Origin of the sequence: Parabacteroides goldsteinii (assembly GCF_020091425.1) — a bacterium.
GTDB lineage: Bacteria > Bacteroidota > Bacteroidia > Bacteroidales > Tannerellaceae > Parabacteroides > Parabacteroides goldsteinii.
Window position 1 is genome coordinate 5,393,763 of sequence record NZ_CP081906.1, and the last position, 19,690, is coordinate 5,413,452.

Genomic DNA, 19,690 nt, shown 5'->3' on the forward strand with positions numbered 1-19,690 from the left:
ATTGTCTAACATAAATATGTATCATTATGAACAAATTAAAATATATAATAGCCATTATAACCTGTTTTGTCCTTTCCGCATGCGAAAAAACAGAAATTCCGGATGCACCTAACTTCGATAAAACAGAAATATTATTAGTGAATGCTTATGATAGAAACAAAGGAAATATCATCTCAGAAAATCCGATTATCGATACAGAGAAAGGAACTGTAACCATTTCTGTGAAAACAGGAACGGATCTATCCAGTATTTTCCTCACTTGCGGGCTTTCTTCAGGAGCTAACATTTCACCGGCATTAGATGGATACAGTGACTGGTCTTCAAAGACGAAGACGTTTACCGTCACTTCTGCCAGCGGTACACGCTCCCAACAATGGACAATTATTCTCAACTGATTAATATTCTGATAAACAATGAAAAAGATACATTTGATAATAGCTGCCACAGCCTTTCTCACGATGAGCTGCAGTCAAAAAAAGTCATCTCCACTAGACTACTGGAAAGCGGGTTCGGCCAACGATGACGTATTTATTGAAATGACGCAGGAAGAGATGGATGCACTCGCCAAAAACGATCTGCCGTATCTGGAAATAGACTGGCCTTATTCTGCTAAAAAAACGCAGGAGGAGATGGAAGACTGGGCCATAAAAGTCAAAAATCGGGCAGATAAGGCCGGAATTGTGATATGGTCTGTTCATTTGCCATTTGGCGGTCCTTACGATATTTCGCAAACGAACAATACTTTAAGACAAAGAGCGGTAGAACTGAATATGAATGATATGATATTAAGTGCAAAAATCGTTGCACCTGAAAAGTTTGTCATTCATCCCAGTGCAGAGCCTATTTCCAATGAGGAACGTGCAACAAGGATAGTAGCCAGTAAGAAGTCTCTACAAGAACTGGCTGCTAAAGCAAAGGAACTGAATATTCCTTTATTGGTTGAAAATCTTCCCAGAACATGCCTGGGAAATACATCCACCGAGTTACTGGAGATCATTAACGGCATTGATAATACAGCAATATGCTTCGATGTGAATCACCTGTTAATTGAACCCCAGGTCACTTTTGTGAAAAATACAAAAGGAAAGATCCAAAATACCCACATGTCTGACTACGACCGTAAAAACGAACGACATTGGTTACCAGGAGAAGGAGTTATTGACTGGACAGAGTTACTCTCAGCTTTAGTAGAATCAGGCTATGAAGGCCCTTTTATTTACGAGGCCGGCAAAGGTAAAAAACCTAATATTGTCACGATTCAAAGTTTAGGAGACAGATGGAAAAAGTTGAAACAGGATTACGTAAACATGAATAAATAACGACTACTTTTCCAATCCACACATTTTCCGGTTCATACTTATTATAACAAAAGTATGAGCCGGAGTTTTTTTATACTGCCGTTTATGAATAACTTATTGCTTTATTTGTTAGAAACTGGTATGAAAGTGGCGGTGCCCCCTGGTCAAGCAGACTTTATTCCCCGGAAATGTACCTGTTTTTTCCCTAAAGGGCAGCTGCCGCTTCTCTATATCCTGCCTGCTTATTCCCTTGAAGGTAGCAGTTGTTTCCCTATAGGCTGGATTTTAGTCACTATGTAATTGCATATAGATAACTATGTAACGTCACATACATAACTATCTATTCATTATACACGTTTCAGCTTTCAGGAGCTTCCTCCCTTTGATAATCAGATCATAATCCTGAAGGATGAAAATAGTTGGCAGAAATACAATCTGACAACTAAATTCAGGACGCTACAGTACATATTTTACCTCAATGACACGTTTTATTATCATTTCAGGATAACACTTTATAAATCAACACCTTGAAATAACTGAAGGCTGAAAGATAAATATATGGATCTCGCTTGTAGGAGCCATTTTAGATACCAACTACAGTCATTTGCAGTAGTTGCCGCGGTTATGAAAAATCACTGCGGCACTTATTTGAAATGGCTGCCTACCCATTCTGAAAAAAACGTAAGCTTTTTCTCTGAAGGTTTCACCTTTTTCTATAAATGAAGCAAAACAATGAAATCAAAACAGCTTCTCAGAACTATCGAAATCTGGATGGGCAACGCATCAGGTCAATATTCAAACAAATTGACTCTGGAAACAGGTTTTCTTTATTCAACAAAAAGGAAGGAAAAGCTTTTGAAATACTAAAACTGACTTAGTTCTAGAAGAACTATATCATTATTACAAAATCAACACACTGATTATTAAGATACATACTCATACTTACAACGTAAACATCCTTTTTATACAATTTGAGGAACTAAATGAATTGTTCCACATAATTAGGTACTTATCTCATAAATAACTTATATTTGCATTTGAATAAACATAGTAGTTCTTCTAGAACAAAGTTATTAACCTATGAAAATAAAGGCATTCCCTGAGCAAAGAGAAGAGACCAGATTTGAAGACATCTATCTCTCATATTTCTCAAAGATGAAGTATTTTGCCAAAGAATACGTTATCTCAGAGGAAGATGCCGAAAATATTGTGCAGGATGTCTTCGTTGAACTTTGGGAAAACAAAGAAATGCTCAATATGCATATGAATCTCATTGCCTATTTATTCACTACCATAAAAAACAAATGCCTAAATCATCTTCGTCACAAATTAGTCGTACAAGAAACAGCCAGTAAACTACAGGAAGAATACACCATTTCCCTACGAATGAATTTAGATTCATTAGAAGCATTCGATAATAACCTTTTTTCTGACCAGGATATAGAAAAAATTATTTCCCGTGCATTAGACACCCTTTCTGAAAAATGCCGGACAATATTCATTATGAGTAAAATCGAAGGTAAAAAACAAAAAGAAATAGCCCAGGAATTGAATATCTCTATTAACACCATTGAAACTCAAATGGGCATTGCTTATAAAAAACTCAGAATCGAACTTAAAGATTACTTTCCGATACTACTATTTATTCTTTGTCTTTAAGAAATCAGAAAAAAATATTTTCCCGTTTAGCGGATTTTTCATGCTTAGGTGTTTACTATATACAAGGACAAAATTATGAATGAACAAATAATAAAATATTTCCAGGGAGAACTTAATACTACAGAAAGACTGCAGTTTTTAAGACAGGTGGAAACTAACAGTGAGTTGAAAAAACAATTCATTGAATATAAAAACATGCATGCCCTGCTAACTCTTTCCGACCAGTCTGATAATAAAGAGGAAAACAGACAGGGATATATACTGTTCAACAAAATCATCCGAACAAAAAAGATACGCAAAATCATATTACATACTGCCAGTTATGCAGCAGCCATCACATTACTGGTTTTGTCTACCTACTGGTTTACCACCAGTCACTATGATATACAACAGTCTGTAGCGGACATTGAGAATACCCTGTATGTACCGGCCGGTCAACGTGTAAAACTGACTTTGCAGGATGGAACTGAAGTCTGGCTGAATTCACAAACAAAATTAACTTATCCGGCTTTATTCTCTGGAAAAGAAAGACGAGTAACCGTGGAAGGTGAAGCCTTTTTCGATGTCGCTAAAAACCCGGAAAAACCGTTTATCGTATCTTCACAGGGAGTAGAAATGAAGGTCCTGGGCACAAAATTCAATGTCCACAGTTATCCGGGGAAAGAGACAATTCAAACAAGCCTGCTTGAAGGAGGGTTAAAAGTATATTTTCCTCATGCCGAATCCAAAGGAGTTATCCTCAAACCGGATGAACAAGTGACAATAAAGGGAAACCAAATGAAAATAGGCTCCCTGCCCCATGCAGATTATTTCTTATGGAGAGACGGGATATATAGCTTTATCAACGAACCGCTTATCGACATATTGAAGAAACTCGAACTCTATTATGACGTAAAGATCATTGTAAAAGATCAATCCATATACAACTGGGAATACACCGGGAAATTCCGTCAACGTGATGGCATCGATCAAATTTTACACATGATACAGAAAATACACAAATTCAAAATCCGCAAAGATGAAGAAAAGAATATCTTCACATTAAGCAGATAACATGTATAATCTTTAAAATTAGTATGCCTATGAAGAAACACTTTTAAAAGCAAAAACGGCAGATGCTGTAACATCCGCCGTTGACAATCAAGTAAACACATCAAGTCAAAAATTTTTAGTATTCACTTAATTATTAGCAAAGATATGAAAATAAAAACTTTGTTACCACTCTTTATTGTACATGATCAACACTTTAAAGAATATTTTAGAATCATGAGAGTATCGCTATTTATGCTATTCGTCTGTATTTTTCAACTGATGGCAACAAATACAGAAGCACAGAATGCCATTATGAAACTGGAAACAAATGTAATATCCATCGGGCAACTCATCAATCAAATAGAGAAACAAACAGACTATCTGGTAGTATTTCGCAACCGGGAAATTGATACGGAACGGACAATACGTGTTCAGGAGAAATCAGGAAAAGTGATCTCATACCTGAAAGACGCTTTCGAAGGTACAGATATCAGTTACGAATTTACCAACAAATACATTTTGTTATCTAAAAAGAATCATTCCGATGCCGTTAATGATAACCAACAGTTAAACAGGAAAATTACAGGTACGGTTAAAGACAATAACGGAGAGCCTGTGATCGGTGCAAATGTATCTGTCAAAGGTACTACGAACGGGACGATCACAGATGTAGATGGCAATTTCAGCCTGGAAAATATATCTGATAATGATATTATCGTTATTTCATACATCGGTTATACTTCACAAGAAATCAAAGCCGGAAAACAAACCAGTTTGAAAATCATTCTGAAGGAGGATACCCAGGCTATCGACGAGGTGGTTGTGGTCGGGTTCGGTACACAAAAGAAAGTGAACCTGACCGGATCAATCGGTACCGTTAAAACAGATGAGGTCCTTAAATCCCGTCCTGTTACCAACGTACAGGAATTGCTGGCCGGTTCGGTACCGGGTATGGTCGTATCGAAAGGAAGCGGTGCAGCCGGTTCCGGTGCAAGTATCAACATACGTGGTACCTCCACTATTGGTAACAGTTCAGGTGTTTTGGTCCTGATAGACGGCATGCCGGGTAATATCTATACATTGAACCCCAATGATATAGAAAGTGTATCCGTGTTGAAAGATGCTGCTTCTGCTGCTATCTACGGTTCACGTGCTGCCAATGGTGTTGTTTTGGTGACTACCAAAACGGCCAAAGCAACAGAGCGTCCGACTGTGGAGTTCTCCAGTAATATCGGTATACAAAATCCACAGTTTAAGCTGGACTTTGTCGGATCAGAAGATTTCATGCGTCTATACGACCAGGCAATGATCAACGATGGAAAGGATGCTATTTACGGAGAACAGGGCATCCAGGACCTGAGAGCCGGTAAGTATGTAGATAATAAATGGTACAAAGAAATTTATAAGAAAAATACCATTATCAATAATACGCATCTGGCGTTGTCAGGTAAAGAGAGATCGATTGCTTACCGTTTCTCCATATCCAACGACTATCAGGATGGAAACTTACCGAATAATAATTACAATCGTCTGATATTCAAACCGGATATGCGTTTTCAGATATTGAAGAACCTGGAAGCACATGCCAGTCTGCAATATACACAGACAAATATCAAAAACCCGAACGGAGGTACTACAGGATGGCAATCACAGGCTGCCCGAATCTCTCCGATCACTCCGATCAGGAATTCCGACGGTTCATACGCTGCCGGTGGGGCAATGGGAGGCAACCCGATTGCGGGAGTAAACGAATCCGGCTATTCCAAAGAAAGGCATAAAGAAATGATGGCGATCTTCGATGTGACCTATTCTCCTCTGAAAGACTGGAATATTAAAGGAAATATAGCTACTTATTCCCATAATACGACTACCAAAAATCGTGTAAGTACATATTACTTATACGATGAAGAAGGCAATATCGCAAAAACGGAAAACCGGGTATCTTCTCTAAAAGAAACGAATACATACAATTTCCGTACACAGTTGCAGTTTACAACCGACTATTCTTTTAAAATTGCATCCGATCATAACTTTAAAGTGTTAGCCGGTTACTCGCAGGAATATTATAAATCCGACGGTTTCTGGGCTTCCCGGGATAACATGCCGTTCGACAATGTGGACGTATTGAACACCGGTAGCAGCAATAAACAAAATGGTAGTGCAGACGGTAACGGAAACGAATACGCCAATGACGTAGCGGTTCAATCCTGGTTCGGTCGATTAAATTATGATTATCAAGGAAAGTATTTATTCGAAGCTAGTTTACGTGCGGACGGTTCTTCCCGTTTTGCCAAAAATCACCGCTGGGGTGTATTCCCGTCTTTCTCGGCTGGTTGGAATTTGCACCGTGAATCATTTATGATCGAAACGAACAATTGGCTATCCGAATTGAAAATAAGAGCATCATGGGGTGTCCTGGGAGATGCCGAAAAAGTAGGTTACTATCCGACAGCTCAGATATTATCTTATGATCCAAAGATTTATGCCTTCAATGATAAACTGGTAGGGGGTGCATACAATAACATCGCCGTCAACCAGAACATCACATGGGAAGAATCCAAATATACCAATATCGGTTTGGATTTCGGATTGTTTGACCAACGGATCAAATTGTCTGCCGACTATTTTATAAACATGAGAGATAACATCCTGTACAGACCACCCGTTCCAAGCGAATTCGGCTTAAATGCTCCTTACTCAAACTTGCTGAAAATGAAGAATCAAGGTATGGATATCATGGCAGGTTATCAAGATGGGAACGGTGATTTCCATTGGGGCATCGACGTCAACCTCAGTTATTCCAAAAACAAGGTGCTGGAAATGGGAGATTCTGAAAGATGGATTGAAAATAATACGGTAACCTATCTGAACGACCGTTATCAGCTACCGTTCGGTTACGAAGCGATCGGCCTGTTCCAGAGCGAAGAAGAGATTGCCAATTCTCCGAACCAGGGAAATGTTCTACCCGGTAATATCAAATATAAAGATCAAAACGGCGATAACATTATCGACGGGGAAGACCGCGTAGTGCTGAACCGGAAAATCCCTCTGAACTTCGGTATGAACCTGTCTTTCGGATACAAAGATTTCGATTTCTCCCTGAATATGTATGGAAAACTGAATACGAAAAAGTATCTGCAAGGATACGAAGGATGGGCTTTCTATCTGACAGACAATGCACGCCCTATGCACCTGGATGCATGGAGCGAAAGTAATCCGGATGCCTCTTATCCACGATTGACACTGACAAACACATCCAATGATTATGATTCACGATATAATAGTTTCTGGTTACGTACAGCCGATTACCTGAAAATTCAAAACGTACAGGTCGGTTATACTGTCCCCCAAAGTGTGTTGGAACGTGTTAATATTAAATATTTGAGAGTATATCTGTCCGGCCAGAATTTAGCTACGATCACAGGTTATGACGGTTTCGACCCGGAAGGTGGATGGTATCCGCTGGCAAGAACATTCTCATTTGGTTTTAATCTTCAATTTTAATAAGTTATGAAACAATATAGTATAGCATTGATATTGGCTTCTGCCCTTACATTCGGCAGTTGTTCGGACTTTTTGGACCGGGATCCTCTTTCCCAAGCCTCAGAAAACACATTCTGGCAAACAGAGGCTGATGCATTGGCAGGTGTAAACGCATTATACCCATTGTTACCCAACTCCCGTGATTTCTGGAGAGATTGCCAAAGTGATAACTCATTAATGACCAATGCCTGGGGCGAAAGCGGGCTGGGATATATCTGTCAGGGATCACATAACGCAGCTACCGGTTACCTTTCCGAGGAATGGAAATACGACCATATCCGCAGAGTCCTTTATTTCCTGGAACGGTTGGAAGGTATGAACATCGATGAGAGCAAAAAGAAACGTTTCGAAGGGGAAGCACGGTTTATCCTGGCATTACGCTATTATCGTATGACACGTCACTTCGGCGACATTCCGCTAATCAAAGAAAAGCCGATAGACCTGGATGAAGCAGCATTGCCACGTTCGCCTAAACAGGAGGTACTCGACTACGCATTGGAAAACATTAATAAAGCAATCGAATATCTGCCGGAAACCTATTCCGGTGATGATATCGGACGCATAACCAAAGGAGCAGCTCTGGCATTGAAAGCCGATATGTACCTGGATATGGCTAGTTACGCAAAATTCCATCACAACCAGGACGGCACAGAGTTATGGAAAGAAGCCGCCCAATCTGCAAAGAAAGTGATCGACATGAACCTGTACAGTTTGGAAGATGATTTTGCAAGCATTTTTAAATCAGCAGCAAATAATAACAATAAGGAAGTTATTTTGGCTTACCAATATAAGGAAGATGAAATCACTCACATGTTACCGATTTTAGCATCTCCGGCCGGAACCGGAATTACCGGACAAGGATGGGCAAGTTTCTGTCCGACCCGCCAGTTGGTCGATTCTTACGAAATGACAGACGGTAAAACCATTTTTGAATCGGATTTATATGACATGAACAACCCGTGGGAAAACCGAGATGCCCGACTGAAGAAAACATTCTTCCTGCCTGGTTATGAATGCTTGCGTCCGAACGGTTCATACGAACCTTATATGCCACATCCGGCTTACAATAAAAACGAGAGAATAAATCATGAAGGAGGCGGTATTACAGGATATATGTATCTGAAATACAATGATCAGGAACTGGTGAAACCCGATGCCTCCTGGACTAATTTCAGCCTGTACCGGTATGCAGAAGTCCTCTTGATCTATGCAGAAGCGTTAAATGAATATGATCCGGGAAACCCACAGATAGCATGGGCTGTCAATCAGGTGCGCGAACGAGCTGGTTTGCCAGGAGTAGATCAGCTGACAGGAAATCAAGTAGCTATGAGAGAGAAGATCCGGGAAGAAAGACGACACGAATTCGTAGCAGAACATAAACGTTACTTTGATATTCTCCGTTGGAAAACAGCAGAAAAAGTTCTAAACGAACCAGGGTACGGTATCAATAAGGATGAAAAGGCTCCTATTGGAGACTATACCGTAGAACAATTTCTGGGACAAAACCGTACTTTTGATGCAAGTAAACATTACCTGTGGCCGATTCCTCAGTCAGCAAGAGATAAGAATCCTAACTTAGGACAAAATCCGAATTGGTAATTATATTAACAAGGAAAAGCCGATCAGACTTTATTCGGATCGGCTTTTTATACTAACTTTAAAATATGAACAAATTAATATTACTAACAATTTGTACACTCGTTTCCGGAGCCATTGTATCTCAGGAATGGAAGCCACAAGAATGGCCGGTACTGAAAAACTACGATCAGGAACACCTTTACCAGATTGCACTTCCATTAGGAGGCATCGGAACCGGAACGGTATCGCTGGGTGGTCGCGGAGAACTCCGGGATTGGGAGATCATGAATGTACCTGCCAAGAAATACAGTACGGTAACAACCGGAAACAATGCCCCGTTCTTCGCAATCTATGCGAAGCCACAAAATCAGGAAGCCACCACCACTCTACTGGCCGGTCCTTTATACCCTCAGGAATATCTCCATTATGAAGGTCGTCCGGTAAATCATCATGGCTTACCTCGCTTTGCACAGGCTTCATTTGATGCTGCTTATCCGTTCGGACAAGTACATTTATCAGATAAAGACCTGCCGGTAAAAGTCACGATAAAAGGATTCAACCCGCTTATTCCGGGGGATGCAGAAGCAAGCGGATTACCTGTTGCCGTACTTTCCTATGAAGTGACCAATATAACCAGTCAACCGATGGAAATTGCTATTTGTGGCTCCATGCGCAATTTTATAGGGAAAGACGGAAGCAAATTCCGTACCGACTGGAAAGGAGACTATATCCCAACCGGTGTAAAAGACAATAAAAACAAATACGTTGAAAACAAAGGAATAAAAGGAATCTATCTCTATTCAGACGGAGTGGATAAAAATGATCCTGCCTGGGGAACAGTCGCTCTCACGACACAGGCAACCAGTGGCGTAAGCTACCGTACTTCATCAAAATCCGACAACTGGAATAACGGTATTCTGAACTTCTGGGATGATTTCAGTGCCGACGGTATGCTAACCGAGCGAAACAAACAGGAAGATGAAGACCCGATGGCCTCACTCTCCGTAAAAAAAACAGTAAAACCGCAAAGCACGGAAACATTCACATTCTATATCACCTGGAATTTTCCAAACCGGAAAGCCTGGTCCTCCACAGTTGTCGGAAATTATTACAGCCGTCAATATACAGATGCCTGGAAAGCGGCAGAAACAATCATTCCGCAAATTCCCGGACTGGAGAAAAAAACCTTATCTTTCGTAAACGCCTTACTCAATACTTCTTATCCGGATGTTGTAAAAGAAGCAGCATTATTCAACCTGGCAACCTTACGATCGCAAACCGTATTCCGTTTACCCAGCGGTCATATGATGGGTTGGGAAGGCGTAATGGACCGTTTCGGTTCTTGCGCCGGTTCCTGTACGCATGTCTGGAACTATGAAACAGCTACTCCTTATCTATTCGGAGAACTGGCAAAAACAATGCGTGACGTAGAGTTCAATTACGCAACTAAAGAAAACGGCTTGATGAACTTCAGGGCCTCTCTCCCACTAAATGAAGCAAATAAAGGAAACAGTGCCGCAGCCGACGGGCAAATGGGCTGTATCATGAAGATATACCGCGAATGGCAACTTTCCGGAGACACTGATTTCTTGAAAAATAACTGGGAACAGATCAAAAAAGTACTTTCTTACGCCTGGACTGAAAAGGGTTGGGATGGCAACCAGGATGGCGTAATGGAGGGTTCTCAACACAACACTATGGACGTGAATTACTTTGGTCCTAATCCTCAAATGGGTTTCTGGTATATGGGAGCACTGAAAGCAGCAGAAAAAATGGCTATAGCTATGAAAGATAAAGGCTTCGCTCAAAAGTGCCAAACGTTGTTTGAACAAGGCAGTAACTGGATGGACAAAAATTTGTTCAACGGCGAATATTATGAACACAAAATAACCGATCCGGAGACATTTGAATACCTCGATATGAATAATCCGAATGTAAAAATTCCATCTTTCCAGCTAGGCCCCGGTTGTCTGGTAGACCAGTTAGTCGGCCAATACATGTCACATTTATGCGGGCTGGGTTATCTCGGAAACAAAGATCATATTCAGACCACCATGAACAGCATCATGAAATACAACTACGTATCAAATTTCAGCCGTCATTTTAACAATATGCGTTCATATGTGATGGGCAATGAATCCGGGCTACTTATGGCATCCTGGCCAAAAGGCCGTCTGGAAGTACCGTTTCCTTATTTTGCTGAGGTAATGACAGGATTTGAATACTGTGCAGCCGTAGGTATGATTTACGAAGGAATGGAAAAAGAAGCACTCACCTGTATCCGGTCCATCCGTGACCGCCATGATGGAGCAAAACGTAATCCATTCAGCGAGCCGGAATGCGGTCATCATTACGCCCGATCCATGGCAAGCTGGTCTGCTATTATTGCACTTAGTGACTTTCAGTATTCAGGCATTGATAAAAGTATGAAAATTACGGCACGCCCGGGAAATTATTTTTGGAGTAATGGCTATTCATGGGGAACTATCGACGTCAGCGACAAGGATATTACAATCGAAGTAATAAGCGGTTCTCTCCAATTGAAATCCCTTACCGTCGGTAACGAAAAAGAAATGCGGTTAAAGCATTTTGACCTGAAAGAAGGCGACAAACAAGTCATAAAACGATAAAGTCATGGGTAAATCAAACATTATCTACTACTTACTCGCTTGTTTGTTCCTGAGTGGAGGGTGTATCCAAAAAGAAGCAACCAACCACCACTCCCAACACAAAACAAGCTGGCAAACCGTCCTGCAAGACAAACTCCCTCTGTTGGGACACCGTAACTGGATTGTTATCACAGATATGGCTTATCCGTTACAAACCAAGGAAGGTATCACCACTTTATATGCAAACGAGCCTTATACGGAAGTTTTGGGCACAGTAAAAAAGATGGTGGATAACTCTTTGCATGTGTATGCCCATATCTATCAGGACGAAGAACTATCTTTTCTGGAAGAAGGTTTTTGCCCGGGGATAAATGATCTGAAAACAGAGATGGGGAATGTCCTTCCGGCAACTGAAATAACGAGCATCAGGCATGATGACCTGATAGCCCGGCTGGATAGCATCAGCAATCTGTTTGAAGTAGTCATCATCAAAACAAAACTGACAAAACCCTATACTTCCACCTTCTTCGAACTCGATTGTAAGTACTGGGACAGCGACAAACAAACGATACTCAACGAACGAATCGCAAATACCGGAACAAATCAACTATAAACAGATCGAGGGATGCCTTCCTTATGGCATCCCTCTGCTTTTTCAGCCAAAACACATAACATTAATATCATTATTGAAACATTATTCTTCTGATTAATAGCTATTTTTGCTTCAATACATATTCTAAACTAATCACCCATGAAAAAACTTTTTACCCTTATTCTATCTGTCTTGTCCCTGTCCATTGCTGCACAGACGAGACAATTATCTCCCGGCCATCCAGACCGCACCGCTAAGGCAGACCTGAAGAAAGGTTTTGTAACGCCACCCAAAGGGTATGGTGAAGTACCTTTTTACTGGTGGATGGGAGATACACTAACCAAAGAACATCTCACCTATCATCTGGACCAGATGGCAGCTAAAAAAGTAACCAGCCTACAGGTAAATTATGCCCATTCGGACAAAGGAGGCGTCAGCTATGGACTGACTTTTCCTTCCAAACCGGCCCTGTTCACGGAAGAATGGTGGGACCTGTTCGGATGGTTCATGGAGGAAGCAAAGAAACGGAATATGACCGTCAGCCTCAGCGATTATACTTTAGGAGTGGGACAAGGTTCCTATGTAGACGACGCCCTTAATGAAAATCCCGGACTGACAGGAGCCGAACTGAAATTCGAAAGCGATACGATCCAGAATAAGTACACAAAAACATGCCACGACCAGCTACTCTCCCTCTACGCCTACCAATTGGGAACAGATGGGAAAATCATCGAAAACTCAGGCATAGACCTGTCCGGAAATCTTACAGGCAACAAAATAGAATGGCAATCACCCGCGGAAGGAAACTGGATCGTCACCCAGGTATACAGCGTAGCTAAAAAACCTTCGCTCGACCCGATGCACCCTCTTTCCGGAAAAAGCTATGTCAAACACTTCTTCCAACGGTTTGAAGACCGTTTCCCGGAACAATCCAAAGGAGGACTGAACTTCTTCTTCTCCGATGAGCTTAACTTCAATTTGCATGGTTATATATGGAATTCAATTTTCAGAGACGAATTCCGGAAACGTAAGGGATACGATATCGTTCCTTATCTTACCGCCCTGTTTACCCATATCGGTCCGATTACACCTAAAATACGGCTTGACTACAACGATGTCATGGTTTCACTGAGTGAAGAAAACTTCTTTATTCCGGTATACCAATGGCACGAAGACCGTAACCTGATCTACGGTTGCGACCATGGCGGACGGGGAAAAGATGTCAGCGAATTCGGCGATTATTTCCGTACCCAGCGATGGAACCAGGCACCGGGTTGCGACCAGCCAAACCTGGGAAAAGACATTATAAAGAACAAAGTAGCCTCCTCCATCGCCCACCTTTACAAACGTCCAAGGGTATGGCTGGAAGGTTTCCACAGCAGTAACTGGGATACCAATACAGCCAATCTGACCGATGCCACCTTTGCCAACTTCGTGATGGGGCAAAACCTGCTCAGCCTGCATGGTTTCTACTACAGTACGATGGGCGGCTGGTGGGAATGGGCGCCTCCATGTAATCATACCCACATGCCTTACTGGGAAGAAATGGGACCGTTTCTGGAATGTACCGAACGTCTCAGCTACATTCTCTCCCAGGGATACCACCGGGCCGATGTCGCTATCCTGTATCCGGTTGAGTCAGTTGTAGCCGGCTACGACCAGACAGCTGTGCAAAAAGCATTCAGCCTGGGAGAATATCTATATCGGGAAGGTGTCGATTTCGACTTTATGGATTATGAATCGCTTGCAAAAGCCAGTATAAAAAACAGTAAGATCCATATCTCCGGCGAAGAATTCAAAGTATTGATCATCCCGTCCATGAAAGCAATCCGTCATTCTTCATTGAAAAAAGCCTTGCAGTTCAAACAGAATGGCGGGATAGTCATCAACCTGGGAGAACTACCTGAAGCAACGGAAAAGAAAGGATTGAACGATCCCGAAGTACGTTCGTTACTAAACAAACTGTTCGGGCCCGACAGCAAGAACACGTTTGTAGCCAAGGAGAACCAAGAAGTACTCGACATTCTCGACACAAACCTTACCCTCGACTTCCGCATCCTGTCGCAGCAACCGCAAAAAGATATGCCATACATCATGCACCGTAAACTCGGAAATAAGGACCTGTATGCCGTATACAATGTTCCTTCCGGTACCGAATGCTTTTTCCGCGCCACCGGAGGAATCGAATTATGGGATCCCTGGACAGGTAAAACAAAAGAAATTTCCGCCTCAAAAACAACAGACGAAGGAACCATCATCCAAATGCCGATGGAAAAACAAGACCTCCATCTATTCGTCTTCGATCCGGCCAAAAAAGCTATAATTGCAGAAGTACCTCAAACGAACGTCTCCAAAACCATATTACTCGACGGTGAATGGTCATTCGACCTCAAACCTTCTTTAAATAATAAATTCGGAGACTTCCACTGGCCTGCGACCGATGAACTGCTGGGTGCTTATATCTATAAAGCCAGATACAACCAGGCCTCTTCCGAAACAGCGGACTGGCAATCTCCCTCCTTCGACGATTCAGGATGGAAAAGCCAGACTTTCACCTACGGAACTAAGTTTATGATACTGGAAGCCACTCCCGAATTATTTGAGAAAGAACTTCTCACCCATCTTCCCTATCAAAGCAACAGGGTTCAGATCGATAATAAAGAATATGTCTGGAAGCCTTATGAATTTTCATGGCGATGGGGTGTTGAGAACGATTACGGTCATCAGGGATGGCATGGACTGAAAGCCACTGTTCACGATGATTTCATCCGCATGGGTAAACTCGAAAAAGAGTTCAGGGAAACAGTCCGCGTAGAAGATCCTAACGGAAACAAGAACTATTACCTCTATTCAAACGTTTTGGCTCCCGAAACGGGTAATTACCAACTGATATTCGGAGAACTAAAACCTGCCGATATCTACATCAATGGTAAAACAGTCAGCCCCTCCACTTCTACCGTCACTCTGAACCGGGGAACCAATGAAATCGTTCTCCATTACGATACATTCGGGGTAACTTACTGTGTGGTGCGTAAAGCCGGAGATACCCCTCGTATACTGAAAGAAGTTACCGCAGAAAAACCTCTCGCTACGAATTTCCGGGGGGACTTATCCCTTTTGCCATTCGATATAAACAAAACCGAAGAGCCTACTTACGGCCAATACCGCTTCACCTCTGCTCCCGGACTGAATAAACTCGAGTTTTCGGCCTTCGGTGAGACCAAAGTTTGGGTAAACGGTACCTTATGCAATCTAAGCGTAAAAGAGAAACGTCCGGACGGCCTGACCCGGTATGAAGCCGTAGTGACCAATCCGTCCAAACGGATATCAACCGTAGCCATATCCATAAAAGAACCCTGGGGAAATGCCGGAGGCGCCGCTATCGACGGCCCGATTAAACAAACCTGCGGGGACGGTCTGATTTCCGCAGGAGACTGGACACAGATAGAGGGTCTTTCCACTTACTCCGGCGGTGCCTGGTACCGGAAAAACATTCATTTGGAAAAGAATAACGGAGATAAAGTATATCTGAACCTGGGACAAGTGGTCTCCACAGCCGAAGTCTGGGTAAACAAGCAGAAAGCCGGACTGAAGCTCACCCCGCCCTGGCGTTTCGACATCACGGAATACATAAAGGAAGGAGATAACCAGATCGAGATATTGCTTTACAATACCGCAGCCAACTATTACCTGTCTGTCCCGACCATGTACCGGGGTAGTACGAAAGCTGGCCTGTTGGGTACTGCATCCATCGAAATAGTCCGTTAATCCGAGACCCGCACTGTATAATAAAGGGGCGAGACCATCACGGTTCCGCCCCTCCTCTTTTTAGTACGTAGAATAGAAATTACATAAGTATATATTATGCTTGTGTATTATTCGATTTAGTTGTATTCGTTGTTGTATTTGTGCTATTTGTATTGGCAGTCTGAGTAGTAGCTGTTGCACCGGCAACAGGAGCCTGTACTTTAGCTTCTTCCCAATGGAAAGGTTCAAACTGTGCGTTCGGATCAACCCAGGATGCTTTTTTGGAAGCATAGATGATGAACGGAGCAGCCACAACAACAATGGCACCGATAATCAATACGGCAAACCAGACGGTATTACTACCGACAGAAATCTGACTCGGTGGAATAAAGCTCAATATGAAAGCTAATAACGAACCACAGAAACCAAGACCACCGATAAACCACATCAATCCGTTGCCATGTTTACCGATACGGAACGGACGGTTTGCCTTCTTCATCCGGTAACGCAATGCGATAGCACCGGAGAACATCAGCAGATACATAACCAGATAAAGGATCACTGTCAACTGTGACAAGATCTGGTAGAAACTCTGTACGGAAGGCATTACAACAAATAATAAACTCAGTAAAGTAACCGCACATCCCTGTACTAACAGAATGTTTTTCTGAACACCGATCTTATTTGTTTTCTGGAAGAAAGGAGGCAGATAACCTGCTTTACCCACGGTAAAGATACCTTTTGACGGACCGGCAACCCATGTCAATACACCTGCCAGCACACCGAATGCCAAAGCTACGGCAATGATCGGAGATAACCAGGAAGCATGGATAAATTTAAAGTAATTGTCGAAACCGACCAGCAGACTCTGTGTCAGGTTGATATCTTTCTGAGGAATAATAACACCCAGAGAGAAAGTACCTAATACGAAGATAAGAACAGTGATCAACGCACCGATAAAAACGGCTTTCGGATAGTTCTTAGAGGGATTTTCCACATCCTTTACGTGGATACCTCCCATCTCCATACCTGCATAAAACAGGAAGATACTGGAGGCCAGCACCAGGTTGTCGAATTTAGAGAAATCAGGGAAGAAATCACCATGGAAGTCCATGTTAGAATGACCACCCATAGCCAGGTAAACGATTCCGAGGATGATCAACAGGGCAGCCGGAAGGATCGTACCGACAATACCACCCACTTTAGCAACCTTACCAACCCAACTCAACCCCTTCAACGAAATAAAGGTAGCCAGCCAGTAAATGATCAGCACCACAGCCAGCGTGTACATTTTGTTTGAAGCCAGTGTCATATCATGCGCATCATTCATCCCGATAAAGGCGATGGAAACAGCACCGAAGGTCAACACGGTAGGATACCAGATCGTACTTTCAATCCATTGCACCCAGATAGCGAGGAAACCCCATTTTTTCCCATAGGCTTCCCCTACCCATCGGAAAACCCCACCTTGTTTATCCTGGAACATAGCGGCCAACTCGGCTGCCACCAGCGACGTAGGGATCAAAAATACGATTGCCGCGAATAAGTAATAAAAGGCTGAACTTAATCCGTATACAGCCTCGGCAGGTAGTCCGCGGAGAGACACTACTGCCGTAACATTCATAATTGCAAGAGTAAAAACTCCAAGTTTTACTGCTTTTCCTACATTTGCCATGAATTTTACTGTTTAAATGTGAATTTTGTATTGTTTAGTTTCGCTTTAAATATGTCAGTAAAACAAATCGTTATTGTGTTAGTTTGTCAACAAGATGTCAAACTAGGTTAATTAACAGAATAGTGTTAAAAACAAAATCACGGTATCCTTTGTTAGATAACCTAAAATATTTCTGTCTAAACGCCTAATAATTAAACGCAATGAAGTCTGCTTTCAATGACATTATTTACGAGAAAAGAGGAATATACGGAGTCTTGCATGTTATCATTTTGCTACTCTCGCTTTTCCTTATTGTAGTCATCTCAGTCGATACATTTAAGAACATCCCTTTCATGACACAGGGTTCCTATCTGAAGATACAATTCTGGATCTGCATGTTCTTTATTGCCGATTTCGTTTTGGAGTTTTTCTTATCAAAACGTAAATTATATTATCTGCAAACCCACTTTATTTTCTTAATCGTATCTATTCCTTATCTTAATATTATCAGTTATTACGGAATTGAATTCTCCCCGGAAATCACCTATTTCCTGCGTTTTATCCCGTTGGCACGCAGCGGATATGCACTGGCTATCGTAGTAGGATGGCTATCTTCAAACAAGGCTTCAGGACTATTCGTATCCTACCTGACCATGTTGCTGGCAACGGTTTATTTCTCCAGCCTGATATTCTTCGTGATCGAACATAAGGTAAATCCGCAGGTCACCGGCTATGATGATGCTCTTTGGTGGGCCTTTATGGACGTTACGACAGTCGGCTCAAATATTTACGCCGTCACACCGACAGGGCGGATACTATCGGTTCTGCTGGCTGCACTGGGAATGATGATGTTTCCGATCTTCACCGTTTATGTAACCAGTCTCGTACAGAACGCGAATAAACGGAAGAATGAATTATATAATGAAGATAATACGCCGCAACCGAAAGCAGCAAAACAGATGGCATCGAAACCTGCGGAAGGGGAAAAATAACATCATAGAAAACAAGAGGATCTTGATAAAGACGAGATTTTAAAAACCGTACGATTAGGTATTGAAAGTGGTCGATTACCGGAATCTACAGCACTGACAGATATAACTATTATTTTGGAGAAATTAAAACTGTCTAAAAATGGGCAACTAAAAAACGCTGCAGCAGTGTTGTTTGCTGATGATACCTCCAACTATCCACAATGCCTATTGAGAATGGCTCGATTTAGAGGTATAAACAAAGAGGAATTTATTGACAATCAACGCATATACGGTAATATTTTCAAACTACTAGATGCTGCAATGACATTCTTTTTCAAACATTTATCTTTATCCGGAAAGATAAATAGTGTAGAACGGGTAGAAGAATTAAATGTCCCGGTGAAAGCCTTAAGAGAAGGTATTATCAACGCTCTTTGTCACAGGCAATACCATTCTCCGGGCGGATCTGTCGGAATTGCTATTTATGATGACCGTATAGAAATAGAAAACATAGGTACTTTCCCTACAGATATAAGCATAGAGAATCTAAAATCCGAACATCGTTCCGAACCTCAAAATCCATTGATCGCAGATGTTCTATATAAAAGAAAAGTACTGGAAAGTTGGGGACGTGGCATCGGACTAATGATAAACGAATGCAAAAGAGTAGAACTTCCGGAACCTGAATTTCATACAAACGGTAATTTCGTGTGGGTTATATTCCGATATGCTAACCAAGTTAGTGACCAAGTTAGTGACCAAGTTAAATCACTATTATCTATTATTGGTCAAGAAACATTATTGGTTACTGAAATAATGGAAAGACTTTCACTTAATCATCGCACTTATTTCCGCAAACATTATCTGAACCCAGCATTGCAAGCCGAACTAATTGCACCTAAATATCCAAAGTCTAATCATCCCAAACAGAGATATTACCTTACTGAGAAAGGAAAACAGGCACGGATTTCTTTCATTGTATGAAATCCATGCCTGTAGTCTGTGTT

Annotated in this window: 12 protein-coding genes and 1 pseudogene; 12 read left to right on the plus strand and 1 reads right to left on the minus strand. The window is 41.9% G+C overall.

Features of this window, described 5'->3' with window-relative positions; translation table 11 throughout:
* The first annotated feature begins 26 nt into the window (after positions 1–26).
* From K6V26_RS22515 to K6V26_RS22560, 10 genes are all read left to right on the plus strand, one after another.
* On the plus strand, positions 27–395 hold the full coding sequence (locus K6V26_RS22515; RefSeq protein ID WP_010801201.1) for a DUF5018-related domain-containing protein: 369 nt from the start codon (positions 27–29) through the stop codon (positions 393–395).
* An 18-nt stretch (positions 396–413) separates the two neighbouring features.
* Positions 414–1,319 (plus strand): sugar phosphate isomerase/epimerase family protein, encoded by a 906-nt coding sequence (locus tag K6V26_RS22520; RefSeq protein WP_224263923.1) that lies wholly within the window; start codon positions 414–416, stop codon positions 1,317–1,319.
* Positions 1,320–1,403: 84 nt separating this feature from the next.
* Positions 1,404–1,598 carry a hypothetical protein gene (locus K6V26_RS22525; RefSeq protein WP_224263924.1) on the plus strand — a complete coding sequence of 65 codons (195 nt, stop codon included), beginning with the start codon at positions 1,404–1,406 and terminating at the stop codon, positions 1,596–1,598.
* A gap of 780 nt (positions 1,599–2,378) precedes the next feature.
* Complete coding sequence (locus K6V26_RS22530; protein ID WP_010801197.1) at positions 2,379–2,957, plus strand: RNA polymerase sigma-70 factor; 579 nt, start codon at positions 2,379–2,381, stop codon at positions 2,955–2,957.
* Positions 2,958–3,032: 75 nt separating this feature from the next.
* Positions 3,033–4,010, plus strand: coding sequence for a FecR family protein (locus K6V26_RS22535; RefSeq protein WP_010801196.1), 978 nt, complete (start codon positions 3,033–3,035; stop codon positions 4,008–4,010).
* Positions 4,011–4,268: 258 nt separating this feature from the next.
* Positions 4,269–7,493 (plus strand): SusC/RagA family TonB-linked outer membrane protein, encoded by a 3,225-nt coding sequence (locus tag K6V26_RS22540; RefSeq protein WP_224263925.1) that lies wholly within the window; start codon positions 4,269–4,271, stop codon positions 7,491–7,493.
* 6 nt (positions 7,494–7,499) lie between these two features.
* Positions 7,500–9,131, plus strand: coding sequence for a RagB/SusD family nutrient uptake outer membrane protein (locus tag K6V26_RS22545; RefSeq protein WP_224263926.1), 1,632 nt, complete (start codon positions 7,500–7,502; stop codon positions 9,129–9,131).
* Between the two features lie 65 nt (positions 9,132–9,196).
* Positions 9,197–11,740, plus strand: coding sequence for a GH116 family glycosyl-hydrolase (locus tag K6V26_RS22550; RefSeq protein ID WP_224263927.1), 2,544 nt, complete (start codon positions 9,197–9,199; stop codon positions 11,738–11,740).
* Between the two features lie 4 nt (positions 11,741–11,744).
* Positions 11,745–12,332, plus strand: a complete 588-nt coding sequence (locus tag K6V26_RS22555) for a hypothetical protein (RefSeq protein ID WP_224263928.1) — start codon at positions 11,745–11,747, stop codon at positions 12,330–12,332.
* Between the two features lie 138 nt (positions 12,333–12,470).
* Positions 12,471–16,079 carry a glycosyl hydrolase gene (locus K6V26_RS22560; RefSeq protein ID WP_224263929.1) on the plus strand — a complete coding sequence of 1,203 codons (3,609 nt, stop codon included), beginning with the start codon at positions 12,471–12,473 and terminating at the stop codon, positions 16,077–16,079.
* Positions 16,080–16,173: 94 nt separating this feature from the next.
* Here K6V26_RS22560 and gadC read toward each other — a convergent pair whose 3' ends face one another.
* Complete coding sequence (gadC, locus tag K6V26_RS22565) at positions 16,174–17,733, minus strand: putative glutamine/gamma-aminobutyrate antiporter GadC (RefSeq protein WP_224263930.1); 1,560 nt, start codon at positions 17,731–17,733, stop codon at positions 16,174–16,176.
* A 200-nt stretch (positions 17,734–17,933) separates the two neighbouring features.
* Here gadC and K6V26_RS22570 point away from each other — a divergent pair, with 200 nt between their 5' ends.
* Together K6V26_RS22570 and K6V26_RS22575 are read left to right on the plus strand one after the other, a co-directional pair.
* The gene (locus tag K6V26_RS22570; RefSeq protein WP_224263931.1) at positions 17,934–18,704 is read left to right on the plus strand and encodes a potassium channel family protein; all 771 of its coding nucleotides are present in this window, start codon (positions 17,934–17,936) and stop codon (positions 18,702–18,704) included.
* A gap of 9 nt (positions 18,705–18,713) precedes the next feature.
* Positions 18,714–19,667 (plus strand): annotated as a pseudogene (locus K6V26_RS22575) (ATP-binding protein); the annotation flags it as partial.
* Between the last annotated feature and the right edge of the window lie 23 nt (positions 19,668–19,690).

Excerpts from the sequence above, each read along its gene's own strand:
- K6V26_RS22535 (WP_010801196.1), top strand. The coding sequence starts at position 3,033 with ATGAATGAACAAATAATAAAATATTTCCAGGGAGAACTTAATACTACA.
- K6V26_RS22560 (WP_224263929.1), top strand. The coding sequence starts at position 12,471 with ATGAAAAAACTTTTTACCCTTATTCTATCTGTCTTGTCCCTGTCCATT.
- K6V26_RS22515 (WP_010801201.1), top strand. The coding sequence starts at position 27 with ATGAACAAATTAAAATATATAATAGCCATTATAACCTGTTTTGTCCTT.
- K6V26_RS22540 (WP_224263925.1), top strand. The coding sequence starts at position 4,269 with ATGGCAACAAATACAGAAGCACAGAATGCCATTATGAAACTGGAAACA.
- K6V26_RS22545 (WP_224263926.1), top strand. The coding sequence starts at position 7,500 with ATGAAACAATATAGTATAGCATTGATATTGGCTTCTGCCCTTACATTC.
- K6V26_RS22520 (WP_224263923.1), top strand. The coding sequence starts at position 414 with ATGAAAAAGATACATTTGATAATAGCTGCCACAGCCTTTCTCACGATG.
- K6V26_RS22530 (WP_010801197.1), top strand. The coding sequence starts at position 2,379 with ATGAAAATAAAGGCATTCCCTGAGCAAAGAGAAGAGACCAGATTTGAA.
- K6V26_RS22525 (WP_224263924.1), top strand. The coding sequence starts at position 1,404 with ATGAATAACTTATTGCTTTATTTGTTAGAAACTGGTATGAAAGTGGCG.
- gadC (WP_224263930.1), bottom strand. The coding sequence starts at position 17,733 with ATGGCAAATGTAGGAAAAGCAGTAAAACTTGGAGTTTTTACTCTTGCA.
- K6V26_RS22555 (WP_224263928.1), top strand. The coding sequence starts at position 11,745 with ATGGGTAAATCAAACATTATCTACTACTTACTCGCTTGTTTGTTCCTG.
- K6V26_RS22570 (WP_224263931.1), top strand. The coding sequence starts at position 17,934 with ATGAAGTCTGCTTTCAATGACATTATTTACGAGAAAAGAGGAATATAC.
- K6V26_RS22550 (WP_224263927.1), top strand. The coding sequence starts at position 9,197 with ATGAACAAATTAATATTACTAACAATTTGTACACTCGTTTCCGGAGCC.